Origin of the sequence: Vibrio neptunius (assembly GCA_019339365.1) — a bacterium.
Taxonomy (GTDB): domain Bacteria; phylum Pseudomonadota; class Gammaproteobacteria; order Enterobacterales; family Vibrionaceae; genus Vibrio; species Vibrio neptunius.
On the sequence record CP079859.1, the window covers coordinates 1,108,620 to 1,134,657 of the forward strand.

At 45.6% G+C, this 26,038-nt stretch carries 23 protein-coding genes and 2 pseudogenes; 18 read left to right on the plus strand and 7 right to left on the minus strand.

What is annotated here, in order from left to right; all coding sequences use genetic code 11:
• Positions 1-48: 48 nt before the first annotated feature.
• The 4 genes from KW548_05280 to KW548_05295 all read right to left on the minus strand — a co-directional run bounded on the left by KW548_05280 (position 49) and on the right by KW548_05295 (position 4,189).
• Complete coding sequence (locus KW548_05280; protein QXX07431.1) at positions 49-1,140, minus strand: succinylglutamate desuccinylase/aspartoacylase family protein; 1,092 nt, start codon at positions 1,138-1,140, stop codon at positions 49-51.
• Positions 1,100-2,005, minus strand: a complete 906-nt coding sequence (gene rimK, locus KW548_05285; GenBank protein QXX07432.1) for a 30S ribosomal protein S6--L-glutamate ligase — start codon at positions 2,003-2,005, stop codon at positions 1,100-1,102. Before rimK ends, KW548_05280 begins: the two co-directional genes overlap by 41 nt.
• Positions 2,002-2,445, minus strand: a complete 444-nt coding sequence (locus KW548_05290) for an ATP-dependent zinc protease (GenBank protein ID QXX07433.1) — start codon at positions 2,443-2,445, stop codon at positions 2,002-2,004. Before KW548_05290 ends, rimK begins: the two co-directional genes overlap by 4 nt.
• Positions 2,446-2,716: 271 nt before the next feature.
• Entirely contained in the window at positions 2,717-4,189 is a 1,473-nt protein-coding gene (locus tag KW548_05295) for an aminoacyl-histidine dipeptidase (protein QXX07434.1), read from the minus strand.
• Between the two features lie 1,016 nt (positions 4,190-5,205).
• Between KW548_05295 and KW548_05300 the strand changes: the two are divergent.
• The 14 genes and pseudogenes from KW548_05300 (at position 5,206) to pgpA (ending at position 17,901) form a co-directional block, all read left to right on the plus strand.
• A pseudogene (locus KW548_05300) lies at positions 5,206-6,494 on the plus strand (NCS2 family permease).
• 79 nt (positions 6,495-6,573) lie between these two features.
• Complete coding sequence (tet(34), locus tag KW548_05305; GenBank protein QXX07435.1) at positions 6,574-7,038, plus strand: oxytetracycline resistance phosphoribosyltransferase domain-containing protein Tet(34); 465 nt, start codon at positions 6,574-6,576, stop codon at positions 7,036-7,038.
• Positions 7,039-7,254: 216 nt separating this feature from the next.
• The gene (frsA, locus tag KW548_05310; protein ID QXX07436.1) at positions 7,255-8,502 is read left to right on the plus strand and encodes an esterase FrsA; all 1,248 of its coding nucleotides are present in this window, start codon (positions 7,255-7,257) and stop codon (positions 8,500-8,502) included.
• 122 nt (positions 8,503-8,624) lie between these two features.
• Positions 8,625-9,013, plus strand: a pseudogene (gene crl / locus KW548_05315) (sigma factor-binding protein Crl).
• A gap of 179 nt (positions 9,014-9,192) precedes the next feature.
• Positions 9,193-10,326: a glutamate 5-kinase gene (proB, locus tag KW548_05320; GenBank protein ID QXX07437.1), complete on the plus strand. Its 1,134-nt coding sequence runs from the start codon at positions 9,193-9,195 to the stop codon at positions 10,324-10,326.
• Positions 10,327-10,340: 14 nt separating this feature from the next.
• Positions 10,341-11,591, plus strand: a complete 1,251-nt coding sequence (locus tag KW548_05325; protein QXX07438.1) for a glutamate-5-semialdehyde dehydrogenase — start codon at positions 10,341-10,343, stop codon at positions 11,589-11,591.
• Positions 11,592-11,822: 231 nt separating this feature from the next.
• Entirely contained in the window at positions 11,823-12,272 is a 450-nt protein-coding gene (gene nrdR, locus KW548_05330; GenBank protein QXX07439.1) for a transcriptional regulator NrdR, read from the plus strand.
• A 13-nt stretch (positions 12,273-12,285) separates the two neighbouring features.
• Entirely contained in the window at positions 12,286-13,392 is a 1,107-nt protein-coding gene (gene ribD / locus KW548_05335) for a bifunctional diaminohydroxyphosphoribosylaminopyrimidine deaminase/5-amino-6-(5-phosphoribosylamino)uracil reductase RibD (protein QXX07440.1), read from the plus strand.
• 2 nt (positions 13,393-13,394) lie between these two features.
• Positions 13,395-14,045, plus strand: coding sequence for a riboflavin synthase (locus KW548_05340; protein QXX07441.1), 651 nt, complete (start codon positions 13,395-13,397; stop codon positions 14,043-14,045).
• Positions 14,046-14,125: 80 nt separating this feature from the next.
• Positions 14,126-15,235 (plus strand): 3,4-dihydroxy-2-butanone-4-phosphate synthase, encoded by a 1,110-nt coding sequence (gene ribB / locus KW548_05345; protein QXX07442.1) that lies wholly within the window; start codon positions 14,126-14,128, stop codon positions 15,233-15,235.
• Between the two features lie 177 nt (positions 15,236-15,412).
• Entirely contained in the window at positions 15,413-15,883 is a 471-nt protein-coding gene (gene ribE, locus KW548_05350) for a 6,7-dimethyl-8-ribityllumazine synthase (protein QXX07443.1), read from the plus strand.
• Positions 15,883-16,350: a transcription antitermination factor NusB gene (gene nusB, locus KW548_05355; protein QXX07444.1), complete on the plus strand. Its 468-nt coding sequence runs from the start codon at positions 15,883-15,885 to the stop codon at positions 16,348-16,350. The genes ribE and nusB overlap by 1 nt, the downstream gene beginning before the upstream one ends.
• Positions 16,351-16,416: 66 nt before the next feature.
• Complete coding sequence (gene thiL / locus KW548_05360) at positions 16,417-17,382, plus strand: thiamine-phosphate kinase (protein QXX07982.1); 966 nt, start codon at positions 16,417-16,419, stop codon at positions 17,380-17,382.
• Positions 17,383-17,394: 12 nt separating this feature from the next.
• Positions 17,395-17,901 carry a phosphatidylglycerophosphatase A gene (pgpA, locus tag KW548_05365; GenBank protein QXX07445.1) on the plus strand — a complete coding sequence of 169 codons (507 nt, stop codon included), beginning with the start codon at positions 17,395-17,397 and terminating at the stop codon, positions 17,899-17,901.
• 326 nt (positions 17,902-18,227) lie between these two features.
• Here the strand turns inward: pgpA and KW548_05370 are convergent, their stop codons facing one another.
• The 3 genes from KW548_05370 to map form a co-directional block, all read right to left on the minus strand.
• Positions 18,228-18,611 carry a DUF3461 family protein gene (locus KW548_05370; protein ID QXX07446.1) on the minus strand — a complete coding sequence of 128 codons (384 nt, stop codon included), beginning with the start codon at positions 18,609-18,611 and terminating at the stop codon, positions 18,228-18,230.
• A 146-nt stretch (positions 18,612-18,757) separates the two neighbouring features.
• Positions 18,758-21,379: a bifunctional uridylyltransferase/uridylyl-removing protein GlnD gene (gene glnD, locus KW548_05375; protein ID QXX07447.1), complete on the minus strand. Its 2,622-nt coding sequence runs from the start codon at positions 21,377-21,379 to the stop codon at positions 18,758-18,760.
• A gap of 105 nt (positions 21,380-21,484) precedes the next feature.
• The gene (gene map / locus KW548_05380; GenBank protein QXX07448.1) at positions 21,485-22,363 is read right to left on the minus strand and encodes a type I methionyl aminopeptidase; all 879 of its coding nucleotides are present in this window, start codon (positions 22,361-22,363) and stop codon (positions 21,485-21,487) included.
• 361 nt (positions 22,364-22,724) lie between these two features.
• Here map and rpsB point away from each other — a divergent pair, with 361 nt between their 5' ends.
• The 4 genes from rpsB to frr all read left to right on the plus strand — a co-directional run bounded on the left by rpsB (position 22,725) and on the right by frr (position 25,998).
• The gene (rpsB, locus tag KW548_05385) at positions 22,725-23,453 is read left to right on the plus strand and encodes a 30S ribosomal protein S2 (protein QXX07449.1); all 729 of its coding nucleotides are present in this window, start codon (positions 22,725-22,727) and stop codon (positions 23,451-23,453) included.
• A gap of 131 nt (positions 23,454-23,584) precedes the next feature.
• The gene (gene tsf / locus KW548_05390; GenBank protein ID QXX07450.1) at positions 23,585-24,427 is read left to right on the plus strand and encodes a translation elongation factor Ts; all 843 of its coding nucleotides are present in this window, start codon (positions 23,585-23,587) and stop codon (positions 24,425-24,427) included.
• A gap of 180 nt (positions 24,428-24,607) precedes the next feature.
• Positions 24,608-25,339, plus strand: coding sequence for a UMP kinase (gene pyrH / locus KW548_05395; GenBank protein ID QXX07451.1), 732 nt, complete (start codon positions 24,608-24,610; stop codon positions 25,337-25,339).
• A 101-nt stretch (positions 25,340-25,440) separates the two neighbouring features.
• Positions 25,441-25,998 (plus strand): ribosome recycling factor, encoded by a 558-nt coding sequence (frr, locus tag KW548_05400; protein QXX07452.1) that lies wholly within the window; start codon positions 25,441-25,443, stop codon positions 25,996-25,998.
• Positions 25,999-26,038: the final 40 nt, after the last annotated feature.

Sequence of the window (26,038 nt, forward strand, 5' to 3'; positions counted from 1 at the left end):
TTGAAGAAAAAACCGCTTACATCAAACAGGGTGTAAGCGGTTTCTTGGTTAAGATGAGAATTGAATTTGACCTGTTGTCAGTGGCTCGAGGTCAGCGTCGTTCACCTCTTCAATAAACTCTTCTACAACTTGTTCCACTTGTTGGGCGTCTTCAACAAAATAAGCCAGATGAAATACCGCATCTCCTTCATTCACTAATGGCAGAGTTTGCTGGCCAATCACAATACCGCCCTTATGGGCTTTTAGCTCAACTTCACTGTGTCCCAGCGGTGCGCTTATGAAGGCCAATGTTTGGCCTTTTACTACCTTTTCTCCCAGTGTCACTACCGTACGTAGAATCCCATCGCTTTCTGCTCGTATCCAACTGGTGGACTTGGCGATCACGGGTTCTGGAAGCTTTTTACGACTTGGTCGTAACATGCCAATGGCTTGCATTACACGTTTCACGCCAATAAAACCGGCACTGATGCAAATGGGCTCAAATCGCAGCGCTTCCCCTGCTTCGTAAGTCAACACTGGGATCCCAAGACGCTCGGCCTCACTGCGCAGTGAACCATCTCTTAAAGGAGCATCAACAATGACAGGTGTGGCAAAGGCCTGTGCAATTCGCAGTGTTTCAGGGTTGCTTAAGTCCGCCCGAATCTGCGGTAAGTTAGTGCGATGAATCGCGCCAGTATGCAAGTCGAGAATATAGTCACAACGTTTTGCCACCTTATTGAAGAAAGCACTGGCCACTCGAGAAGCCAGCGAACCTTTTTCACTGCCAGGAAAACAGCGATTCAGGTCGCGTCTATCTGGCAAGTAACGAGATTTATGAATAAAGCCAAACGCGTTGACGATGGGCACTGCGATCACAGTGCCTTTCAGTTTTTGTGCATCAATGGTGTTGATTAACTGACGAACTATTTCAACGCCATTGAGTTCATCACCATGGATAGCGGCATTAACCATCAGAGTTGGCCCTGCAAACTTCCCATTGATGATTTCGATTGGGATCGACAAAGGGGAATGGGTATAGAGTTTTGCTGACTCTAGTTCAACCACCTTTCTTTGTCCCGGCGAGATTTGCTCGCCGAGAATGTCAAACACATGATTGTCTTTAGCCTTTGCCACGAGTTCTGGTCCCTTTGGTTGAGGCATTTTTCGCGATAAATTCAACGATCATGCCTGCAATGTCTTTGCCTGTTGCGGCCTCAATTCCCTCTAAGCCTGGTGAAGAGTTGACTTCCATCACCAAAGGCCCTCGCTCTGATCTTAGTAGATCGACCCCAGCAACGTTTAGCCCCATGATCTTTGCTGCAGCAATCGCCGTACGACGCTCTTCTGGTGTGATTTTGATGAGTGATGCGCTGCCACCACGGTGCAGGTTAGAGCGAAACTCGCCTTCTGCGCCCTGACGTTTCATGGCTGCGATCACCTTATCGCCAATTACAAAGCATCGAATATCAGCGCCACCCGCTTCCTTAATGTATTCCTGAACCATGATATTGGCCTTAAGTCCCATGAAAGCTTCGACAACACTTTCTGCTGCTTTACGTGTTTCCGCTAATACCACGCCAATGCCTTGAGTGCCTTCAAGTAGTTTGATCACGACTGGAGCGCCGCCGACCATGTCTAGCAAGTCTTTGACATCATCGGGTTTGCTAGCAAATCCGGTAACTGGCATGCCGATCCCTTTACGAGACAGCAATTGCATAGAACGCAGTTTGTCGCGTGAGCGCGTAATAGCCACTGACTCGTTGACTGGGTAAACACCCATCATTTCAAATTGGCGCAGTACCGCCGTGCCGTAAAAAGTCACGGATGCGCCAATGCGTGGAATGATGGCATCAAATCCTGACAACTCTTCGCCTTTAAAGTGAATCTCAGGTTTGTCAGAGTTAATGTTCATATAGCAGCGTAGTGCATCGATCACTTTAACGTCGTGACCACGTTTCTGACACGCTTCGATCAAACGCTTGGTTGAGTAAAGGTTGGCGTTGCGAGACAGAATACCGATTTTCATTGTTGGCTTTCCTCGAAGGGGACTAAAAACGATTTAGCAGGGTCGACAAGCATGCGATGGTGCATTGCAGTGCGGCCTAACAACATGCGAAACGCCATGTTTTCACGATTGGTTAACGTCAATTCCGCTTTCCAACTTTGCTGACCGAGTTGAATTGTTGATTCAATTACATAGCGTGTTTCCTCATGGCCTCCAGAATCGCGCACAATACGTTGGTCGATGACCTTGGCTTCGCACACCACCTTTTTTGAAGTATCACGCTGTAAAGGGTGAATCCAGAACCTAACCCACAGCTCAGCCTCCTTATGGAAGCTCTCGACTTTGAATGCGTGCAGACAAGAAGTTCTGGCTCCGGTATCAATTTTCGCCTTGATTTTTTCTATACCTAACTCAGGAAGGCTCAGGGTTTCTCGCCAGCCTACTAGCAGTTTTTCGTTCATTGCATGTCATTTACATTGAGGAAGTCATCAAGATGCTCTGAGAACCGAGCATCCCCGATATATAAGGATAGCGTGTATCTGTTATAGGGGTTGAAGTGGGCAAGATGGATTGCCTATGGCGATTCAACGGCGGCGACTGTATCAGCGAGAGGTGAGGTTGACTAACGATTTAATTTCACCGTGACGACAAAACTTGATTATCAACGTCGGTAGCAAAAAAGCCAGCAGTTTCCAGCTGGCTTTTGACATGTTTTTCTATAGGACGAGCGGGTTAGGCTTTTTCCGGAATGGCTTCCAGTAGCGCGACCATTTGATCCCAGAATAGGGCAACCGTGTCGATTTTTACTTTCTCGTCTGGTGAGTGTGGGAATTTGATCGTTGGGCCAAATGAAACCATGTCCATGTTCGGGTACGGTTCTTTAAACAGGCCACACTCTAGACCTGCATGGATGACCATGATGTTTGGTTTATGGCCGTAGATACCTTCGTACATGTCACGGAAGATAGCCATGATTTCAGAGTTTGCATCTGGCTTCCACCCTGGGTATGCACCAGAGAAAGCAATCTTCGCCCCTGCCAGTTCCGCTACGGATGTCAGCATACTTTCAACTTGATGACGACCTGAGTCAATCAATGAACGAACTAGGCAAAGTACGTTGATCTTATCACTCTCTGTGGTCACAACGCCCACGTTCAGAGACGTTTCAACCACGCCTTCGATCTCGTCACTCATGCGGATCACACCGTTAGGGCAAGCATTCAGTGCAGCGATAAAACGTTGCTGATCAGCAATGGCCAGCACTTGCTCGCTAGTTTCGATGGCTTCGTTGAATGAAACGATGTCTGTTTCTATTTTTCCTAACTCTTGCTTCAGCAAGTCAGTGTAGAAGTTGAAGAGTTTAGCCAGCTTCGCTTCGTTTTCTGCTGGGATAGCGACAGTTACGAATGCTTCACGTGGAATCGCATTACGCAGGCTACCGCCACGGAATTCAACCAGACGTAGATCCAGCTCTTGTGCGTGACCTGCTAGGAAACGAGCGACAAGTTTGTTGGCGTTACCACGACCAGTATGGATATCACAACCAGAGTGGCCGCCTTTCAGGCCTTTCAATACGAGTTGGCGAGTTACGTAGCCTGCTGGGATCGCTTCGCGCTTGATGTCGAATGTCATTTCGCCATCAATACCGCCCGCACAGCCCATGTAGACTTCGCCTTCTTGCTCTGAATCGGTGTTCAGCAGAATCTCACCTTCTAGCCATCCGGCTTCCAGACCAAAGGCACCAGTCATGCCTGCTTCTTCATCAATAGTCAGAAGTACTTCAATTGGGCCGTGTTTGATATCGGTAGAGGCGAGTACTGCTAGGCAAGATGCCATACCCATACCGTTGTCTGCACCTAGAGTGGTCCCTTTTGCGGTGACCCATTCACCGTCTATATAAGGCTGGATAGGATCTTTAGTGAAGTCATGATCCGTGTCTTCGTTCTTTTGCGGCACCATATCGATGTGCGCTTGAAGAACTACGCCCTTCTTGTTTTCCATGCCAGGTGTGGCTGGCTTTTTAATGAAAACATTGCCCGTCGGATCGCGACGGACATCTAGGCCTTGCTCAGTCGCCCAGCCCACAATGTATTGAGCGAGCGCTTCTTCATATTTAGAAGGGTGAGGGATAGAGCAGATCTTATCGAAAAACTGCCATAATGGTGCAGGTGATAAGTTGCTGATTTCAGAATGGAATTCAGACACGGATGACTCCTTAATCATAATAATGCCAGATCTTGTTAGGAAACTTAGTCAATTAAACGAACAAAAAACCAAATCTGACCTATTGGGTAGAGAGGCACAGAATAGCACTACCTAAGGTTAGGTAGTAGTCAAAGCAGAAACGAAATGTTTCGCTGCCATCACAGAACCTAGATTCAATCATTTTGCTATGTGAGTCTGAATTCTTATTGAGTGTAATAAAAACAACATCCAAATTAATATTTGTGTAATTTAATTACCAAAATCATTTGATCTTGGTCATTTATTGAAATTTGTGTGACTTTTATCACCTTTATTGTTGTAATTAATTTTCTTTAGGGTATATTAGTAACCAACTTCGAAAGCGAAGAGAAAATGCTCAAAGGATGAGTCCGATTTGTCGCCTCCAAGGAACCGAGAAATCAATATTTGTTATCTGTTTTCATTGATTTAGAAGGTGATAGTTATGAAAGGTTTACCAAGTGCAGCGTTCTGGATAAACAACTCTGTTTACACTGGCAATTTTGCATACCCAACGAGCTTCGGTTACTAATTCCGAACTTGTGACTCTCGAACAAGTTTGTTCACCCCTATAATTGGAATTTTATTACAGCTCACAATTTGCTGACATGATTCAACCGCCACTCAATTTGAGTGGCGTTTTTTTATCTGTTGAAAATAACGCCTCCAATGGCATGGTTTTCTTATTTTCATCAGTTTTGCTTCGCATTATTCGCGTAAACACATATCCAACCTCGCTCCAGCGCTTTTTCTTCAATGTAAGTTTACGACATGGTTGAAAAAATCACCCTTCAAAAACTCATAGATGCATCGCCGTTATTCATTGAGCTAACGGGATTTTTTACCAATGTTCCTTTAGGTAGAGCATTTGAGTTCGAGTTTTATAGATAGAAATATTGATTAGAGTCCTAATTCTATCTGGAATTTGCCATTTGTAGACTTTATAATCCCGCCAATCGATTACGCAACCGTTTACTTTTACCCTTTGGAATTCGATTATGTTCGAAAAAATATTCAAGCTCAGTGAACACGGAACGAATGTAAAAACTGAGATCATAGCCGGTATGACAACTTTCCTTACTATGGCTTACATCATCTTTGTCAATCCGGCGATTTTGGCTGATGCCGGTATGGATCGTGGTGCTGTTTTCGTCGCGACCTGTCTCGCGGCCGCTATCGGCTGTTTCATCATGGGCCTTGTCGCTAACTACCCAATTGCCCAGGCACCGGGAATGGGGCTGAATGCCTTTTTCACCTACGCCGTTGTTCTGGGTATGGGCTATACATGGCAAGTCGCTCTAGCAGCAGTATTTGTATCCGGTGTGCTATTCATTCTACTGAGTGTGTTTAAGATCCGAGAGTGGATCATAAACTCCATCCCACTTTCTTTGCGCACGGGTATCTCTGCGGGGATTGGTTTGTTCTTAGCATTTATCGCGCTAAAGAATGCAGGCATTGTGGTTGATAATCCAGCCACGCTTGTTTCTCTTGGAGCGATTACTTCACTACCTGCGGTATTAGCCTCAATTGGTTTTTTCTTAACTATCGCACTGGTTCACCGTGGCGTAAAAGGTGCGGTGATGATCGCTATTTTGGCGGTTACGGGCTTAGGTCTGGTGTTTGGTGATGTGCAATGGGGGGGATCATGTCAACCCCACCAAGCATTGCTCCGACCTTTATGCAGTTGGACTTCTCTGCGGTATTTGAGATCGGTATGATTTCAGTGGTTTTTGCTTTCCTTTTCGTCGACTTATTTGATACTGCTGGCACGTTAGTCGGGGTATCTCAAAAAGCTGGTCTGATGGATAAAGATGGTAAAATCCCTCGTCTAAACAAAGCCCTTCTTGCTGATTCGACCGCGACTTCAGTGGGGGCTCTTTTGGGGACGTCCAATACGACCTCTTACATTGAGAGCGTATCGGGGGTTGCCGCTGGAGGTCGAACAGGTCTAACGGCGGTTGTGGTTGGTATTTTGTTCCTTCTTGCTCTTTTCTTCTCGCCATTGGCTGGTATGATCCCTGCCTATGCAACAGCTGGTGCGCTATTTTACGTGGCGATTCTTATGCTTTCTGGTCTGGTGAGCATCGATTGGCGAGACCTGACAGAGGCGGCACCTGTTGTTGTTACCTGTTTGTTGATGCCTCTGACTTTCTCTATTGCGGAAGGTATTTCTCTCGGTTTCATCGCTTATGCGGCAATCAAGTTATTCAGTGGTAAAGGTCGTGATGTTTCCCTCAGTGTATGGGTGATGTCAGCAATCTTTATCTTCAAGTACATTGTTGCTTAAAGAACTTCATTAAGGGGTCGAACGTTCTGCGCTAAGTGGAATGGACTGCCCCTCAACTTTTATTATTAGGTTTAGAACAATGAGTAAGAAATTCATTATTACTTGGGATCAAATGCACAGTTATTGTCGTGAGCTTGCTGAGCAGCAAATGCCGGCAGAGCAGTGGAAAGGTATCTGGGCCGTAAGTCGGGGTGGTCTTGTTCCAGGTGCAATTCTCGCTCGTGAACTAGGTATTCGTTATGTTGATACCATTTGTATCTCTAGTTATGATCATGATCACCAACGTGATATGAGCGTCTTGAAAGCACCTGAAGGTGACGGCGAAGGTTACTTAATCGTCGAAGATTTAGTGGACAGTGGTGATACCGCTCGCAAGCTGCGTGAACTGTATCCGAAAGCAAAATTGATCGCAGTATGTGCGAAACCATCTGGTGCTGCTCTCCTTGATGATTATGTGGTTGATATTGCACAGGAAACATGGATTGAACAGCCTTGGGATATGTCGATTCAGTACGCTGAACCGATCAATCGCAAGCAAAAATAACCTTTCCTGAGTGGTTCAATTAAAGTGAAATGGCCCTAAATGGGTCATTTTTGTTGGTTGAGCATTGGTTTTTTTCGCTTTCTGGAGGCTACCGTATATGTCTTTGGCCTCCTTTTATGACTTTTCGTAAGCCAATACTTCGAACCTTGATTCTTGTCTGACTTTTACCTCGCGACAGGTATACAATGTGGGAAATTATTCCCATTAGGTCATCTTATGTCTGAAGAAGTGAGCAAAAACCTCTCTGAAACCCTGTTCACCAATCATAAACAAGCCAAAGAAACCTCTGCGTTGACACAATACATGCCCAGCAGCCAGTCGATGTTGGATCAAAAGCGTGAAGAAGATGGCTTTAAATGGTATCGAAATCTACGTCGAATGCAGTGGGTATGGCAAGGTATAGACCCTATTGAACTCGAAGCTGTTCTCGCCAAGATTGCATCCTCAAAACATTCACGTACCCACGATGAGTGGCTGGATACCGTCATGGGCTATCACAGCGGTAATTGGACGTACGAGTGGACCAAGCTGGGTATGCAGCACCATAAACGTTCCAATGGATTGGCGGGTGAAAAAGCCGCAGATGAGCTGTTCAACGCTTCTTTGTGCTTTAGTATTGCCGGTTACCCGCACCTTAAGAATGACAACTTGGCGGTCCAGGCTCAGGTCCTTGCTAGTAGTGCTTATACTGAAGCGTCGAAGAAGACAAAATACATCGTTAAGCAGATAGAAGTTCCCTACCAGAACAAACGTATCTTGGCTCACCTTCATCTGACTAAAACAGATAAGCCACAACCCGTGGTAATGGTCAGTGCGGGCTTAGATAGCTTACAAACGGACATGTGGAAGTTATTCCGTGATCATCTCGCTAAGAAAGATATCGCCATGTTGACTGTCGATATGCCCTCCGTCGGACACAACAGCCACTGGACATTGACGGAGGACACTTCTTGTCTCCATCAAGCCGTATTGAACGAGTTATTCCACATTCCTTGGATTGATCACCATAGAGTTGGGTTGATTGGGTTCAGGTTTGGTGGCAATGCGCTGGTTAGATTGTCTTTTATGGAGCCAGACAAAATTAAAGCCTGTGTCAGCTTGGGAGCCCCTATTCATGATGTGCTTTCATCGCCGGAAAAGCTTAAGAAAATGCCGAAAATGTACTTGGATGTTTTAGCCTCACGCTTAGGGAAAAACGCCGTCGACGTCAACAGTTTGGCGGGTCAGTTAATGGCTTGGTCACTTAAGGTTCAAGGCATTTTGTCCAACCGTAAAACTAAGGTGCCTATTCTGGCAATGAGTCTCGAAAGCGATCCGGTTTCACCCTACAGTGACAATCAACTGGTTGCCTTGTTTAGTGATTACGGAAAAGCGAAGAAAATCAGTGCAAAAACAATTACACAAGGTTATGAGCAATCCCTCGATTTGGCGATTAAGTGGTTGGAGGAGGAGCTAATTAGATGACAAATCTAATAAATTAGGCAAGACTCATATAAGAGCAATACCCAAGCTAATTAGTCCTGTTTAACTTGCTCGTCATAATTACAACGAATAATCACAACAGATTTTGAATACGGAGATTCATTATGTCTGAACAGCCAAAGAATCCAACTCATTACCGTTTGTTGTCTACACTAAAGGCCATTGGCCCTTACCTCAGAGAGTCTCAATGTGAAGAAGGTCGCTACCTTTTTGATTGTCTTTCTGTGTGTGTGAATGACAAAAAATCGCCAGAAGAACGAGAGTTCTGGGGATGGTGGCTAGAGCTTGAACAAGAAGGGCAGACATTCGCAGCTCGTTACCGCACTGGTCTTTATGATGTTAAGGGCGATTGGATGGATGAAAAACTTCCGAAAAAGCCATAGAAGAAGTGTTTCGTACTCAAGAAGGTTTCCATAAAAAGCTATTAGAAACGTTGGAGACGGAATTCAATATGAGTGTCGATTTACACAAAGAATCGGTCGAATTCGTCTGATTTTTTCCTCATAACCATTTTCCCAAATAAAAAGGCGCTCAACGGCGCCTTTTCTACTTGTGAATTTGTGCTTTGATTGTTAAAACATCAGGTCCATGACCCAATTTGCCAGTGACATGTAAAGTTATGCAATCAGTAGGCTAATCGGTGAACTCTTTATTTTTCATAGCAGAAAGACAATGAATCAAAAATGCGGACAAGCGACACAGCGTCAAACTGTGGTTGTGAAACTGGGTACCAGTGTTTTAACTGGTGGCACTTTGGCGTTGGACAGAGCTCATATGGTTGAGCTAGCCCGCCAGTGTGCAGAGCTACAAAAATTGGGCCACTCTGTGGTCATGGTATCGTCTGGCGCAATTGCGGCTGGTCGAGAGCACCTCGGTTACCCCGCACTCCCTAACTCAATGGCGAATAAACAACTGTTAGCAGCTGTAGGCCAGAGTCAGTTGATTCAAACTTGGGAAGCGTTGTTTGGTATTTACGGTATTAAGATTGGCCAGATGTTGCTAACTCGTGCGGATATGGAAGATCGTGAACGATTCTTGAATGCCCGCGATACTATTAATGCGTTGGTTGATAACGATATCATTCCTATCGTTAACGAAAATGATGCCGTAGCGACCAGTGAGATTAAAGTCGGTGACAACGATAACTTATCTGCTCTAGTGGGTATTTTGTGTGGAGCCAACAAGCTGTTGCTCTTGACGGACCAAAAAGGGCTGTTTACCGCTGATCCGCGCAAAGATCCAAACGCTGAATTGATTAAAGAAGTGAAAACCATTGATGACACGCTACGCAAAATCGCTGGAGGCAGTGGCACAACGCTAGGTACAGGCGGGATGGCAACTAAACTTCAGGCGGCGGATATTGCTCGAAGAGCCGGAATTGAAGTGATCATCGCAGCTGGCAGTGCGCCTGATGTGGTGTTTGATTCATTAGGTGAAGCACCACAAGGCACCCGTTTTTTGCCCATTGAAGAAGCACTTGAAAGTCGCAAGCGCTGGATTCTGGCCGGTCCTGCTGCATCCGGTGATATTGTTATCGATGATGGAGCGGTGAAAGCTGTTATCGATAAAGGGAGCAGTCTATTGGCAAAGGGAGTGACTCACGTGAGTGGTGAATTTGCCCGTGGTGAGGTGGTGCGTGTGACTGATAAGAGCGGTGCTTTGGTCGCGCGTGGGATTTCCAGTTACTCAAGCCAAGACATGAGCAAGATAATTGGCAAGCACAGTAAAGATATTTTAGGAATTTTGGGTTATGACTACGGCAGCGAAGTGCTGCACCGCGATGATATGGTCGTCATTCAGGAATAATTGAGGTAAAGACAGTGGAACTGATTTCTATGGGGCAAGCTGCCAAAGACGCAGCTTTCCAACTAGCAACAGCATCAACGGTGCAAAAGAACCAAGCATTAGCGATCATCGCCGATGAACTCGAAGCCAACGCAGAAACTATTTTGGCAGCAAATGCCAAAGATATTGAACTGGGCCGTGGAGCGGGTTTAACAGAAGCGTTACTGGATCGTTTACTGCTTAACGAAGCGCGTTTGGCAGGTATTGCCAATGATGTACGTAACGTGATTAGCCTTAATGATCCTGTTGGCAGTGAAATTGACAGCAAAGTGCTGGAAAACGGCATGTCTTTATCTCGCCGTCGAGTGCCATTAGGGGTTGTTGGCGTTATCTATGAAGCGCGACCGAATGTGACCATTGATATTGCCGCCTTGTGTTTGAAAACGGGTAACGCAAGTATCCTCCGTGGTGGTAAAGAGACATTTTTCTCCAATATGGAACTGGTTAAGGTTATTCAGTCTGCCCTTGCTAAAGCAGAGCTGCCTGCAGCCTCAGTTCAGTATATTGAGAAACCGGATCGAGAGCTAGTTTCTCAGCTGCTTAAGCTGGATGACTACGTCGACATGATCATTCCACGTGGTGGTGCTGGCCTTCACAAAATGTGTAAAGAAAACAGCACTATCCCTGTCATTATCGGCGGCTTTGGTATCAGCCATGTATTTGTTGATGAGAGCGCTGATCTCCAGAAATCTCTGGAAGTCGTCGAGAATGCGAAAGTACAGCGCCCTTCGGCTTGTAACGCTCTGGATACTTTATTGGTTCACCAAGCTATCGCAGCCGAGTTTTTGCCAATGTTGAAAGCTCGCATGGAAGAGAAAGTCACCTTTGTTGCAGAGCCTCAAGCAAAGGCTTTGATGACCAATGCTAAGCAGATACGTGATAGTGGCGAAGGCGACTTTGATACGGAATGGCTCAGTTACACTCTTGGGGTCAAAGTGGTTAAGGATGTCAAACAAGCTATCGATCATATGCGAGTGCATAATGCCAGCCACTCTGATGCAATTATGACGAACAGTTTAGAAAACTCGGAGCTGTTCATTAATTCAGTGGGTTCTGCTGCTGTGTACGTCAACGCCTCTACTCGATTTACCGATGGCGCGCAGTTCGGTTTAGGGGCTGAGGTGGCGGTGTCTACACAGAAACTGCATGCTCGCGGTCCAATGGGATTAGAGGAGCTAACCAGCTACAAATGGGTAGGAAAGGCCAACTACCTACCGCGTAGTTAACAAAACTCAGTATTCCTATACGAAAAAGGGGCGATTTTCGTCCCTTTTGCTTTTCTTCACTTTACCAAATCCGCTACACTAGCTGCGATATACTCAAATGACTTCGTTTACGTGGTAACAACTTATCTCTAAAGGGTTTTTCGTTGGTAATTTTATCAACAAAGTGCCTTTGTTCGTTTCATCAACGTGCGTTAATCGCCAGAGGTTGTTTGAGTATATTATGGAGGTGATATGCATTGTCCTTTTTGCTCTGAGAATGACACGAAAGTGATTGATTCTCGTCTGGTGGCTGATGGTCATCAGGTTCGTCGTCGCAGGCAGTGCCTAGCTTGTAGCGAACGCTTTACCACATTCGAAACCGCTGAGCTGGTGATGCCTCGTGTGATTAAATCCAATGGAAATCGCGAACCATTCAATGAAGATAAAATGGTTGGTGGTTTACAGCGAGCATTGGAAAAGCGCCCCGTGAGCGCAGACTCTGTTGAACTGGCTATTAGTATGATCAAGTCTCAGCTGCGAGCGACTGGAGAGCGTGAAGTACCGAGTGAAATGATCGGTAATTTGGTTATGGATCAGCTTAAAGAACTAGATAAAGTCGCTTATATTCGCTTTGCATCCGTTTACCGTAGCTTTGAAGATATTCGTGAGTTTGGCGAAGAAATTGCCCGACTAGAAGATTAAAGGTTAAAGTAAAATGTCTGAATTCACTCCTCTAGATTATCAAATGATGTCGCGTGCGATTAAATTGGCGAAACGCGGCATTTACACCACGGCACCGAACCCGAACGTTGGCTGTGTTATTGCTCTTGATGACGACATCATTGGTGAAGGCTTTCACTATCGTGCTGGTGAACCTCATGCCGAAGTCCATGCACTAAAAATGGCAGGCGATAAGTCTATAGGGGCGACCGCTTATGTCACCCTTGAGCCTTGCTCTCATTACGGGCGTACTCCTCCATGCGCTGAAGGTTTGATCAAAGCTAAGGTTGCGAAAGTGATTTGCGCGATGGAAGACCCAAACCCACAAGTAGCAGGGCGTGGCATTAAAATGCTGCGTGATGCGGGTATTGAGGTTCAGGTTGGATTGTTAGAAAGCGATGCAATGGCTCTGAATTCTGCTTTCATCAAACGTATGAAAACCGGAATGCCATTTGTACAACTGAAAATGGCTGCCAGCCTTGATGGCCAAACCGCGCTGAGTAATGGTCAAAGTCAGTGGATCACTTCTCCTCAGGCAAGGCAAGATGTGCAACACTATCGTGCTCAAGCTGGCGCTATCTTATCGACAAGCAAAACGGTGATCGAGGATAACGCATCACTGAATCTACGCTGGTCTGAGTTACCTGAATCTGTGCAGGCTAAGCTGCCTGAAAGTGATGTGCGCCAACCTGTCAGAGTGGTGTTAGATCGTCAGCAACTGCTATCTTCCGAGCTCAAGTTCTATTCCACTGACGGTAAGCGTATTGTTGTCTCCGCACAAGGCGATATGGATCCTTTACTTAATGACTCAGAGCAAATCGATTTGACATCAGTATTTGCAAACCTAGTCTCCCATCACAATATTAATCACCTATGGGTTGAAGCGGGTGCCACTCTGGCAAGCAGTCTGATTAAAGAGGGCTTGGTGGATGAGTTAATATTGTACCTAGCACCTAAAATTATGGGCAGTGATGGTCGAGGGTTATTAGGTGCGCTTGGCCTAGAGTCGATGGCAGAGGTTATTGAACTCGATATTCAAGATATCAGGCAAGTTGGCCAAGACATTCGACTTGTAGCCCGACTTAAGAACAAAGAAGTGTAACTATGTTTACAGGAATTATTGAAGCTGTTGGTACGCTAACAGCGATTACTCCAAAAGGTGAAGATGTTAGTGTCACCGTTGAAGTGGGTAAGCTGGATATGTCAGACGTCAAACTCGGAGACAGTATTGCAACAAATGGCGTGTGTTTGACTGTGGTGGATTTCAATTCAACCAGCTACAGCGCAGATTTATCGTTAGAAACATTGAACAAAACTGGATTCACGGATTATCAAGTGGGTGGCAAGGTTAACTTAGAAAAAGCGATGTTGCCAACCACGCGCTTTGGTGGCCATATAGTGTCTGGTCACGTGGATGGCGTCGGTGAAATTACTGAACGTAACCAGGTAGGGCGGGCTATTGAGTTTTGGGTTTCCATGCCTGAAGAGCTATGCAAATATGTTGCTGAGAAAGGTTCCGTTACTGTGGATGGTATTAGCCTGACGGTGAATGCTCTACGCAAAAATGCCTTCAAACTTACGATAGTACCTCACACTGGAGAAGAGACGACCATCGCAGATTTCCATGTTGGACGAACAGTTAATTTGGAAGTGGACGTACTAGCGCGTTACATGGAACGTTTATTGACCAGCCAAAATGAGCAGCCAGAATCGAGTTTGACTATGGAATTTCTCCAGCAAAACGGTTTTGCATAAATTAGCGGATACCCAGCCTAGGAGCTGGGTTTTGACACAGAATCAAGTCGCCAAGTGCCCAGATAACAGGAACTAGAGAAATGCCAATTAGTACGCCTCAAGAAATCATCGAAGATATTCGATTAGGTAAAATGGTCATCCTGATGGATGATGAAGATCGTGAAAATGAAGGCGATCTGATCATGGCGGCCGAACATGTCACTCCTGAAGCAATCAACTTCATGGCGACTCATGGTCGTGGCCTGATCTGCCTTACGATGACCAAAGAACGTTGTGAGCGTTTAGGTTTACCGCCTATGGTCCAGGACAATAACGCACAGTATACCACCAACTTCACTGTTTCTATTGAAGCTGCGGAAGGCGTTACAACGGGAATTTCAGCAGCCGATCGTGCGCGCACTGTGCAAGCTGCGGTCGCAAAAGACGCCAAAGCGGCAGACTTGGTTCAACCTGGACATATCTTCCCACTTGCTGCGCAGGAAGGGGGCGTTCTCACTCGTGCTGGGCATACAGAAGCAGGCTGTGATTTAGCTCGTCTTGCTGGTTTAGAGCCTTCCGGTGTTATTGTTGAGATCCTTAATGATGACGGCACAATGGCTCGCCGCCCTGATTCAGAAATCTTCGCTGAGAAACATAATATTAAGTTAGGTACGATTGCTGACTTGATCGAATACCGCAACAACACAGAAACGACGATTGAGCGTGTTGCAGAGTGCAAATTGCCGACAGAATACGGCGAATTTGAACTGGTGACTTTCCGCGATACGATCGACAATCAGGTCCACTACGCCTTGTGCAAAGGCGACGTGCAAGAAAAAACACCATTGGTTCGAGTTCACCTTCAGGATACGTTTACTGATTTGTTGCGCAGCGACCGCAATGCGGAAAGAAGCTGGACGTTAGATAAAGCAATGAAACGTATTGGCGAAGAAGGTGGCGTTTTGGTGATTCTTGGTAATGAAGAGTCGACGGACCTGCTTATTCACCGAGTAAAAATGTTTGAAGCCCAAGATAAAGGCGAAGCGCCAACCTTAGCGAAGAAGCAAGGGACATCACGACGTGTTGGTGTCGGTTCGCAGATTTTGGCGGATTTGGGTGTACATGACATGCGTCTACTCTCATCCACCAATAAGAAATACCACGCTTTGGGAGGCTTTGGTCTTAATGTGGTTGAATACGTTTGTGAATAAGCAGACAGAAAACGACTAGGTTGGATAAGAAGGCAAAGGGTGATAAACCAATTGCCTTCTTTGTTTTTAACGCCGATCTGCTAATTGAGTAATGCTAAATTTCCATTAGATATTGCTCACAGATTTGTGCTAGAATCCGGCGATTCTCACTTGATGAACATAGTTAAAGGAAAGCTTATGAAAGTGATCGAGGGTGGCTTCCCAGCGCCAAACGCAAAAATTGCTATCGTTATTTCTCGTTTCAACAGTTTTATTAACGAAAGTCTATTGTCTGGTGCAATCGATACTTTAAAGCGTCATGGACAAATCAGCGAAGATAACATCACAGTGGTTCGCTGTCCGGGTGCGGTTGAACTTCCATTGGTCGCTCAGCGAGTAGCGAAAACAGGCAAGTTCGATGCAATCGTATCTCTGGGTACTGTTATCCGTGGCGGCACACCTCACTTTGACTATGTTTGTAGTGAATGTAACAAAGGCCTTGCACAAGTGTCTCTGGAATACAGCCTTCCAGTAGCGTTTGGTGTACTGACTGTTGATACAATTGATCAAGCTATTGAGCGCGCGGGAACCAAGGCTGGTAATAAAGGTGCAGAGGCTGCACTAAGCGCACTTGAAATGATAAACGTTCTATCTGAAATCGATTCCTAATGGGGGCCAGTGTGAAACCAGCCGCACGTCGTAATGCACGTCGATTCGCTCTACAAGCGATCTACTCATGGCAAATTACTAAAGAGAATGTTGCCACTATCGAAGAGCAGTTCTTATCTGGTGGTAAGTATGATGAAGAAGAGCATCATGCTGCTGAACCAGCGCTTGTTGCACCAGACACTGACGTTGCATACTTCCGTGACCTGCTAACAGGTGTTGTGCTAAGTCACACAGAGCTAGACAGCAAGATTCGTCCTTATACTGCTCGTCCAATGCAAGATTTGGACATGATGGAGCTGGCTTTGCTTCGTCTTGCTATGTATGAAATGACTCGTCGTGAAGATGTGCCTTACAAAGTGGTCATCAACGAAGCCATCGAACTAGCTAAAGTGTTCGCTGCTGAAGAGAGCCACAAATTTGTTAACGGTGTGCTAGACAAAGCCGCACCTCACGTTCGCAAAAAATAAGTCGAATTGATAAAAAAAGGTCAGCAAGTGCTGACCTTTTTTATGCCTAACGTTACATTGAGTACTATGTCTGGTGAATTTAATCTAATCGAAACGTATTTTGTTGGTCGTCAAGCATCACGTAAAGATGTTTTGTTGGCGGCTGGTGATGATTGCGCCTTAGTCAAAGTACCTGAGGGGCTCTCTGTCGCGATCAGCACAGATACGCTGGTATCAGGGACTCATTTTCTTGAAAGTGCCAACCCAGCTTGGGTTGCCCATAAAGCATTAGCATCCAACATCAGTGATCTCGCTGCCATGGGCGCAACACCAGCATGGGTGTCATTCGCGTTAACAATGCCTGAGCCCGATGAGGCTTGGCTGGCCCCTTTCTGTGAATCATTTTTTGAGCTTGCGGATTATTATGGGGTGCAGTTGATCGGTGGTGATACCACTAAAGGCCCGTTAAGTCTAACGCTCACGGTACAAGGATTGGTTGATCCAGATAAAGCACTACGTCGTGATGGGGCTCAAGTGGGTGATTGGGTTTATGTCACGGGTGATTTAGGGGACAGCAAAGCTGGTCTGGATGTAATCCTCAACTCGGAACTGAAGTCCCAGCCTTTTGCTCTGGAGTTAGAACAACGCCACTATCTCTCGACGCCTCGCGTTTTAGTTGGTCAAGCACTCCTTAATCTCGCCAGCTCAGCTATCGATATTTCAGATGGTTTGATTTCAGATCTGCAACACATTCTGAAACGTTCTTCTGTTGGGGCAAGCCTTGACGTCTCGCTATTACCTGTCTCTAATGCACTTATCCAATTTACGGGCACTTTATCTAAAGCTCAACAATATGCGTTATCCAGCGGGGAAGAGTACGAACTGTGCTTTACGGTACCTGAGCATAATAAAGGCTCCATCGAGAGCGCTCTTGCGCATTGTGGCGCTAAGATTACCTGCATTGGTCAAATACGACCACAAGGAACGTTTGAACTCCATAATAGCGGCCAACCGATTGATTGGGATCTGAGTGGCTATGATCACTTCAAGTAAACAGTATTAACTATGACTAACCCTTTAACTCTTATTTCTCTAAAGAATCCGTGGCACTTATTGGCAACCGGTTTTGGTAGCGGATTATCGCCAATTGTCCCGGGCACAATGGGCACCTTAGCAGCTATCCCTTTTTATTTACTACTTGTTCAGTTGCCATTGCCTGTATATATAGTGGCTGTCGTTGTCTCTTGCTTACTTGGAGTCAAAATATGTCAGGTAACTTCCGATGATATGGGAGTCCACGACCATGGTTCCATCGTTTGGGATGAGTTTGCTGGTTTTTGGATAACCATGTTGGTGGTACCATTATTTCAACTTTCAGTGACGGACTGGAAATGGGTACTGACTGGGTTCGTGTTGTTTCGTTTCTTCGATATGGTTAAACCATGGCCGATTGGTTGGTTAGACAAGCGAGTCCATGGCGGCTTGGGTATTATGCTGGACGATATCGTCGCAGGCGTGATGGCTGGAGTAGCTCTTTATCTCGTCGGTAAATACGCAGGCTGGTTGGTTTAAGGCGGATCCGGAAACGGCGTAAAAGCCTCGTCATTCCATAGACTGACGAAGGAAGGAGTAGGGAATCTCTTATCGCGTTCGGCTAGGTTTAAGAGGTCCCCAACTCGCTCGCCCCTCACTCTCGGGGATGCCAGTATCAATTGTATTGCCCTTGTCATTCCATAGACCGAAGAATGAGGGAGTAGGGAATCTCCTTCGCTTTTCGGCTCGCTTTAAGAGATCCTCAACTCGTTCGTGCCTCACTCTCGAGGATGACAGGTTCGTCATTAAAAATAAAAAGGGTTGGCACCGTGCCAACCCTTAACTTTTAGTGTCTGCGAAGTGACTTACTTCAGCTTCTCTAAATCCGCTTCAATTTCGGCAATCTTACTTGAAACCACTTTCTCTAAATGACGTAAGTCGGTAAGGATCTTCTGTTTGACATCGACTTCAGTGGTTTTCCCCGGTTTAGTTAGCTTATTCAGTTCATCTATCACTAATGTAAGGTTACGATTGATTTCAGTGACTTCTTTATACTTATGGCTGCCGCTGTCAACCAGAACATTCTTCACTTGACGCGGGTATTTGAATTTTACGCTTTTAGCGAATAATTCGCCCTTTTGTTTGTGAAAATAGATTTTTAACACATCCTTGTGCGCTTCTTGTCGTAATGAATAGCGCTCAATCTGTTTAGGATCCTGAATACCTAAACCAGTGAGGTGTGGGAACATAGGCTACCTCTTTGTGTTGATTAAAAACACCCTGCGCTCTTGTGCTCAGAGTGAACAAATATTGTTAACATCAATAATGTAGCAGTCTAACCACGTTGTAGATAGTTGATTTTTAGAACAGCTTTGCAACTTGTGGGCAAGATCGCTTACGGTGCCAGCTCGGCCACATTAGCGGTAAGACGTTCTCGAAGTTTAGTTTCTTGCTCTTCGGTTAACTTACTACCTTGCTCGCTGGTGATGATAAATAAATCTTCTGCCCGTTCGCCAATGGTAGTAATTTTTGCTGCATGGAGATGAAGATCCAAATCAGCAAACGTTGCTCCGACTGTGGCAAGTAAACCTGGTGTATCCAATGCAACGAATTCCATTAGTGTGCGTTTTTTGCTCTTTGTCGGCAGAAAATCTACGCAGGTTTTAACTTTAAAGTGCTGCAAATTTCTGGGTACACGGCGAGTTTTTATCTTCGTTGGTCGCCCATCTTGAAGTACGTGCATTAGATGTTTAATGACCGCTTTGTGGCGGCTTTCGTCAACCACTTGACCATGTTGATCCAGCACCATAAAAGTATCGAGTACATAACCATCTTTACTGGTCATAACCTGAGCGTCGTGAACATTAAAATTACGCCTATCCAGCTCGGCCACCACTGTTGCGAATAAGGCGTGCTGGTCACGGCTATAGACAAACACTTCCGTGCCCCCTCGGGTCGCTTTCTTTGAGATCAGTATTAAGGGTTTGGAGTGATCGTCATGACGAAGTAGGTGGGTACAGTGCCAAGCAATTTGTTTGTGTGTATGACGTAAGAAATAATCAGCCTTGAAACGTTGCCACAGTACTTCAATTTCTCGTGCGCTGAAGCCTCCTTTGCGAAGTAGGGCAGACGCGAGCTGTTGGTTATGACGAATACGATCTCGCACATCAACGGGGTTTTCCAAGCCTCTGCGCAGGGCTCTTTGGGTAGAATAGAAAAGTTCTGCCAATAGCGTTCGCTTCCAGCTGTTCCATAACTCTGGGTTAGTAGCGCAAATATCGGCTACTGTTAAGCAAACCAAGTACTCAAGATACTCTTCGTCACGCACCTTTTTGGCAAAATCAGTAATGACTTCTGGATCATAAATATCACGGCGTTGTGCAGTGACCGACATCAGTAAGTGATGCCTTACTAACCAGGCGACTAATTTGGCTTCAGGTTTCGAGAGCCCGTGGTCAATACAAAAGTTGTAGGCTTCTGTCTCGCCAATCACCGAGTGGTCACCACCACGTCCCTTACCTATGTCATGAAAAATCGCGGCGAGGATCAGTAATTCTTTCTTCTGAATACGTGGATACACTTCGCAGCATATCGGATGTTTGTCATAGTTGTTTGAATTGCCGAAAGTATTGATATGTTTCAGCAACCTTACACTATGCTCATCAACCGTGTAGACGTGAAACAGGTCAAACTGCATCTGGCCGACAATTTGACTCCACTGTGGCAAATAAGCGGCGAGAACACCGAGCTTATGCATCAAACTAAACGCTTTGTGTAGAGCGTTAGGATGACGGCAAAGCTCAATAAACTTTTCTCGTGCTTCAGGAATGGTATGTAGGAACTTATTAAGACGTCGCCGTGCCGTGCGGAGCTGACGTAGTGTCGGTGGCGCTACGCCTTCGATACTTGAGTCGTTGGCAATGTGCAGGAACATATCGAGAATGGTTTCTGGACGAGCTTGAAATAATGCAGGTTTGCGAGCTTCGATTAGGTGACCACGACGCTGAAAGTCTTCACTAAGGATCTCAGGTTGACACTCAATGCCATTGTTTAAAATAGCTTGGTCAAACAGTTTAAGCAGCATTTTGTTGAGTTCAGCGACACGTCTTAGCGTACGGTAGAACTCCTTCATCATCATTTCAACGCCGCGATTCCCTTCGCCTTCAAAGCCTAGACAATCTGCGACTTGAGCCTGATGGGCAAAGGTAAGGCGATTGTCGTACCTTTTCAGATGTAAGTGTAGTGCAAAGCGCACTCGCCAGAGATAATCTTGGCATTCAACGAGTTCACGATATTCAGCATCGGTTAAAAAGCCATATTTGCTCATTTCTAGCAAAGAAGTTGCACCGAAGTGACGGCGTGCTACCCAGCTGAGTGTATGAATATCGCGCAATCCGCCTGGTGTGGATTTAATATCGGGCTCGAGGTTATAAGTTGTATCATGATAACGAGCGTGGCGCTCTCGTTGTTCTTGAACTTTGGCTTTATAGAAGGTTTCGCTTGGCCAAAAAGATTCGGCGTGAATTTCCAATTTCAGTTTCTGGAACGTGTCTTCACAACCACATAGAAGTCTTGCTTCTTGGAGGTTGGTCGCCACAGTGAGATCGTCGCGACCAATAGCTGCACATTCTTCAACCGTTCGTACCGCATGGCCTATTTCGAGCTTAAGGTCCCAGAGTAACGTAATAAATTCACTGACTTTGTTGGCTAAAGCGTCGGGTAGGGAATGTTTAGACACCACAAGTATATCGATGTCAGACAACGGGTGCAGTTCCCCTCTCCCGTAGCCGCCAACGGCTACTAAGCTGATATTTGGTTTCTCAGAAAAACCAAAATGCTGCCAAAGCCGATTGAGAAGTAAATCAATGTAGTCTGAGCGCCCCAGCACAAGAGCTGTTACTGAATGATGACTGAGAAACTCTTGCTTTTGATAGAGATGAAATTGCTCAAGCTGAGACTTAAGAATACTAATTGAAATCTGCTCATCGGCAAACGTCAAAGGAGACTGAAAGGGCATACTGCAAATCCGTGCTAAACATCCATTAGATACCAATCTATCAAAACGGAGCAGATAAAAAAATATCCCCGATGATGTGGGGATATTTTATTGTACTCAGGTAGGTTAAACGTTGTTCATTATACGCGGTATAGTATCATCGCTGCGCAATGTCATGACTTCACAACCTGTTTTGGTCACCAGAAGGGTGTGTTCGTACTGTGCTGATTTTTTACCATCGCCCGTATAAACCGTCCAATCATCTTCCGCGTCAACTGTGACGCCAAACTTACCGGCGTTGATCATTGGCTCGATAGTAAAGCACATGCCTTCTTTCAGAACACGGCGATCATTGTTTTTGTAGTGGACAATTTGGGGCTCTTCATGGAACTCATTACCAATGCCATGACCACAGAAGTCTTTCACAATAGAGAACTTATTACGTGGGTTCTTTTTGTTGTTTTCCTTGATGTACTTTTCAATCGCAGTACCGATGTCACCGACAGTTGCTCCTGGTTTTACCTTGCGCATTCCTACATACAGTGCTTCTTGAGTGACCATACATAAGCGCTTATCAGCCGGAGATACATCGCCAACAAAGAACATTTTCGATGTGTCGCCATGATAACCTTGCGGTCGTACGCTGAGGTCAGCGTTTTCATCATTAGGAACAATGACAGTAATATCAACGTTGATAATGTCTCCATTTTTCAGAACGGCAGGTTTTGGCTGACCGTTGCTGCCCACTTCATCTTCTGATGCTGGGATACCGTGACACACAATATGATTGATTGAAGTACAAATGGATTTAGGGAATCCGTGGTAATCAAGAGGGGCAGAGTAAGCGCCTTTTTCGAGCCCATAGTCATGACAAATTTGGTTCAATTCATCTGTCGTTACCCCTTCTTTGATGTGAGGCTCGATCATTTCTAGGATTTCAGCGGCTAGTGCGCCTGCGATTCGCATGCGCTCGATTTCTTCAGCGGTTTTGATCTTGATTGACATCGGCTTTCTCTATTTCATTCAGTGGCACTCTATGGTGCGAATGGGCGCATTCTAGCAGGAACCGTGCATAATGAGAATGATTCTTCATGTAGTCCTATACGCAAATAAGCACGGAGATAGCCAGTCTGTGCAATGAATCATCGTTTTTTACTAGCCATGAAGGGCTAAAATATGGTATAAAGCGCGCCGGAAATGTCGTCTGTTCTCTCTGTTTGGTGAAACCATACGGCGAAGCTGATGACTTCCAACTAACTTATATCTTTAAATCACACACATTCCGTCACATATTCCGGGGTGCTGGGCAGAAACCCAGTCGGAGTTATGGGGGATGTGGAGGCCTAACCCCATAGAGGATTTTAAAATGGCAACTGTATCAATGCGCGATATGCTTAAAGCTGGTGTTCACTTTGGTCACCAGACTCGTTACTGGAACCCAAAAATGAAGCCATTCATCTTTGGTGCTCGTAACAAAGTTCATATCATCAACCTAGAAAAAACGGTACCAATGTTCAACGACGCTCTAGCTGAACTAGCTAAAGTTGGCGAAAAGAAAGGTAAAGTTCTATTTGTAGGTACTAAGCGCGCTGCATCTGAAGCTGTTAAAGAAGCTGCTATTGCAAGCAACCAGTTCTACGTTAACAACCGCTGGTTAGGCGGTATGCTAACAAACTACAAAACTGTTCGTCAGTCTATCAAGCGTCTAAAAGACCTAGAAGCACAGTCTCAAGACGGTACTTTTGACAAGCTAACTAAGAAAGAAGCTCTAATGCGCACTCGCGAAATGGAGAAGCTAGAGAAATCTCTTGGTGGTATCAAAGATATGGGCGGTCTACCTGACGCTCTATTCGTAATCGACGCTGATCACGAGCACATCGCAGTTAAAGAAGCAAACAACCTAGGTATCCCAGTTTACGCTGTAGTTGATACTAACTCTAACCCAGATGGCGTTGACTTCGTTATCCCTGGTAACGATGACGCAATCCGTGCGGTACAGCTATACCTAAACGCTGCTGCTTCTGCAGTAACTGAAGGTCGTAACAAAGATGTTGCTGCAGCTGCTGAAAAAGACGGTTTCGTAGAAGCTGAATAATAGCGGCTCCGCGTCACACTTGGTTTATGTGCAATCTAGTTGCTACTTAAACTGAGTTATAGTTATCAGCAGGGGCCAAAATGTAGGCCCCTGTTTTTTACCAAATCCAGATTTAAACTGAGGAATAGAGAATGGCTGTTACTGCTGCTCTAGTTAAAGAACTGCGCGACCGTACTGGCGCAGGCATGATGGAATGTAAGAAAGCGCTTGTTGAAACTAACGGCGACGTCGAACTAGCAATCGAAAACATGCGCAAATCAGGTGCTGCGAAAGCTGCTAAGAAAGCAGGTAACGTTGCGGCTGAAGGTGCAATCATCATCAAAGAAGACAACGGTTTTGCTGCTCTTCTTGAAGTTAACTGCCAAACTGACTTTGTTGCTAAAGATGGTAACTTCACAGCATTCGCAGAGAAAGTTGCAGCAGACGCTCTAGCATCTAAAGCTTCTGTTGAAGAACTAGTCGCTAAATTCGAAGAAGAGCGTGTTGCTCTTGTTGCTAAGATCGGCGAAAACATCAACATCCGTCGCGTTCAGTACGTTGAAGGTACAGCGATCGCTTCTTACCGTCACGGTGAGAAAATCGGTGTAGTTGTTGCTGGTGAAGGCGATGCTGAAACTCTGAAGCACGTTGCAATGCACGTTGCGGCTTCTCGTCCTGAGTACGTAAACCCAGAAGACGTACCTGCTGACGTAGTAGAAAAAGAGAAAGCTGTTCAAGTTGAAATCGCTATGAACGAAGGTAAACCAGCTGAAATCGCAGAGAAAATGGTTGTTGGCCGCATGAAGAAATTCACAGGCGAAATCTCTCTGACTGGCCAAGCTTTCGTTATGGAACCTAAGAAGTCTGTAGGCGAAATCCTGAAAGAGCGCGGTGCTTCAGTAGCTACATTTGTTCGCCTAGAAGTAGGTGAAGGTATCGATAAGGGCGAAGAAATGAGCTTCGCTGACGAAGTAGCAGCTGCTCAAAAAGGTTAATCCTTAGACCAGTGCATAAAGTTTAGACCGTAGCCAAGGCTGCGGTCTTTTTACGACTGGCGTTTAAACGATTAACCGTGATGAATGGGTAAGAAGTCAGTGTTTCTAGAGTAGAAAATGCACTTTTTGTCCATCCATGACTGTTAATCAACAACAACTCTCTTTTGGAAGGTAAACTCCATGACTACGAACCCTAAACCAGCGTATCAACGTATTCTGTTAAAACTGAGTGGTGAAGCACTTCAAGGCGAAGAAGGTTTTGGTATTGATCCTGCGATCTTGGATCGTATGGCTCAAGAAGTAAAAGAACTGGTTGAACTGGGTGTTCAGGTCGGTGTGGTTATCGGGGGTGGTAACTTGTTCCGTGGTGCAGGGCTTGCTGAAGCGGGTATGAACCGCGTTGTCGGTGACCACATGGGTATGTTAGCAACAGTAATGAACGGTTTGGCGATGCGTGATGCTTTGCACCGTGCCTACGTCAATGCTCGTGTTATGTCTGCAATCCCACTAAAAGGTGTGTGTGACGATTACAACTGGGCAGATGCAATCCGCGAACTGCGCCAAGGTCGTGTTGTTATCTTCTCAGCAGGTACAGGTAACCCATTCTTCACAACCGATTCTGCTGCATGTCTACGTGGAATTGAAATTGAAGCTGACGTAGTTCTAAAAGCGACAAAAGTTGATGGTGTATTTACGGCTGACCCAGTAGCCAACCCTGACGCAGAGCTGTATGATAACCTGAGCTACGCAGAAGTTCTTGATAAAGAACTAAAAGTGATGGATTTAGCAGCATTTACACTGGCTCGTGACCATAAAATGCCAATCCGCGTATTCAATATGAACAAACCAGGCGCACTACGTCGCGTGGTAATGGGTGAAGCAGAAGGCACTCTGATTAGTACTGCTGAATAATTCATTCAACCGCAGCGTGACTAATTCATGCTGCGGCATTGCCTTTTGAAGGATCCTGATTAGGCTTTCTTCTAAAAAGAATGACACATTAAGGTGATATTGTGATTAACGAAATCAAACAAGACGCTCAAGAGCGCATGGAAAAAAGCGTAGAAGCGCTAAAGAACAATCTTTCTAAAGTACGTACAGGTCGTGCTCACCCAAGCCTACTTTCTGGTATCTCAGTAGAGTATTATGGTGCACCAACACCTCTAAATCAGGTGGCAAACGTAGTTGCAGAAGATGCTCGTACATTGGCCATCACAGTATTTGATAAAGAGCTAACGCCAAAAGTTGAAAAAGCGATCATGATGTCTGACTTAGGCCTAAACCCTATGTCTGCAGGTACGATTATTCGCGTTCCACTTCCACCGCTAACGGAAGAGCGTCGTAAAGATCTCGTTAAAATCGTTCGTGGTGAAGCTGAGGGTGGTCGTGTGGCTATCCGTAATATCCGTCGTGATGCGAACGGTGAGCTAAAAGCCCTACTGAAAGACAAAGAAATCTCTGAAGATGAAGATCGTAAAGGTCAAGACGAGATTCAGAAAATCACTGATGCAGCTGTTAAACAAGTAGATGAAGTGTTAGCGGCAAAAGAAAAAGAGTTGATGGAAGTTTAATTCCATCTAGACTCTGGATACAGAGAACGCTGTGCTCGCA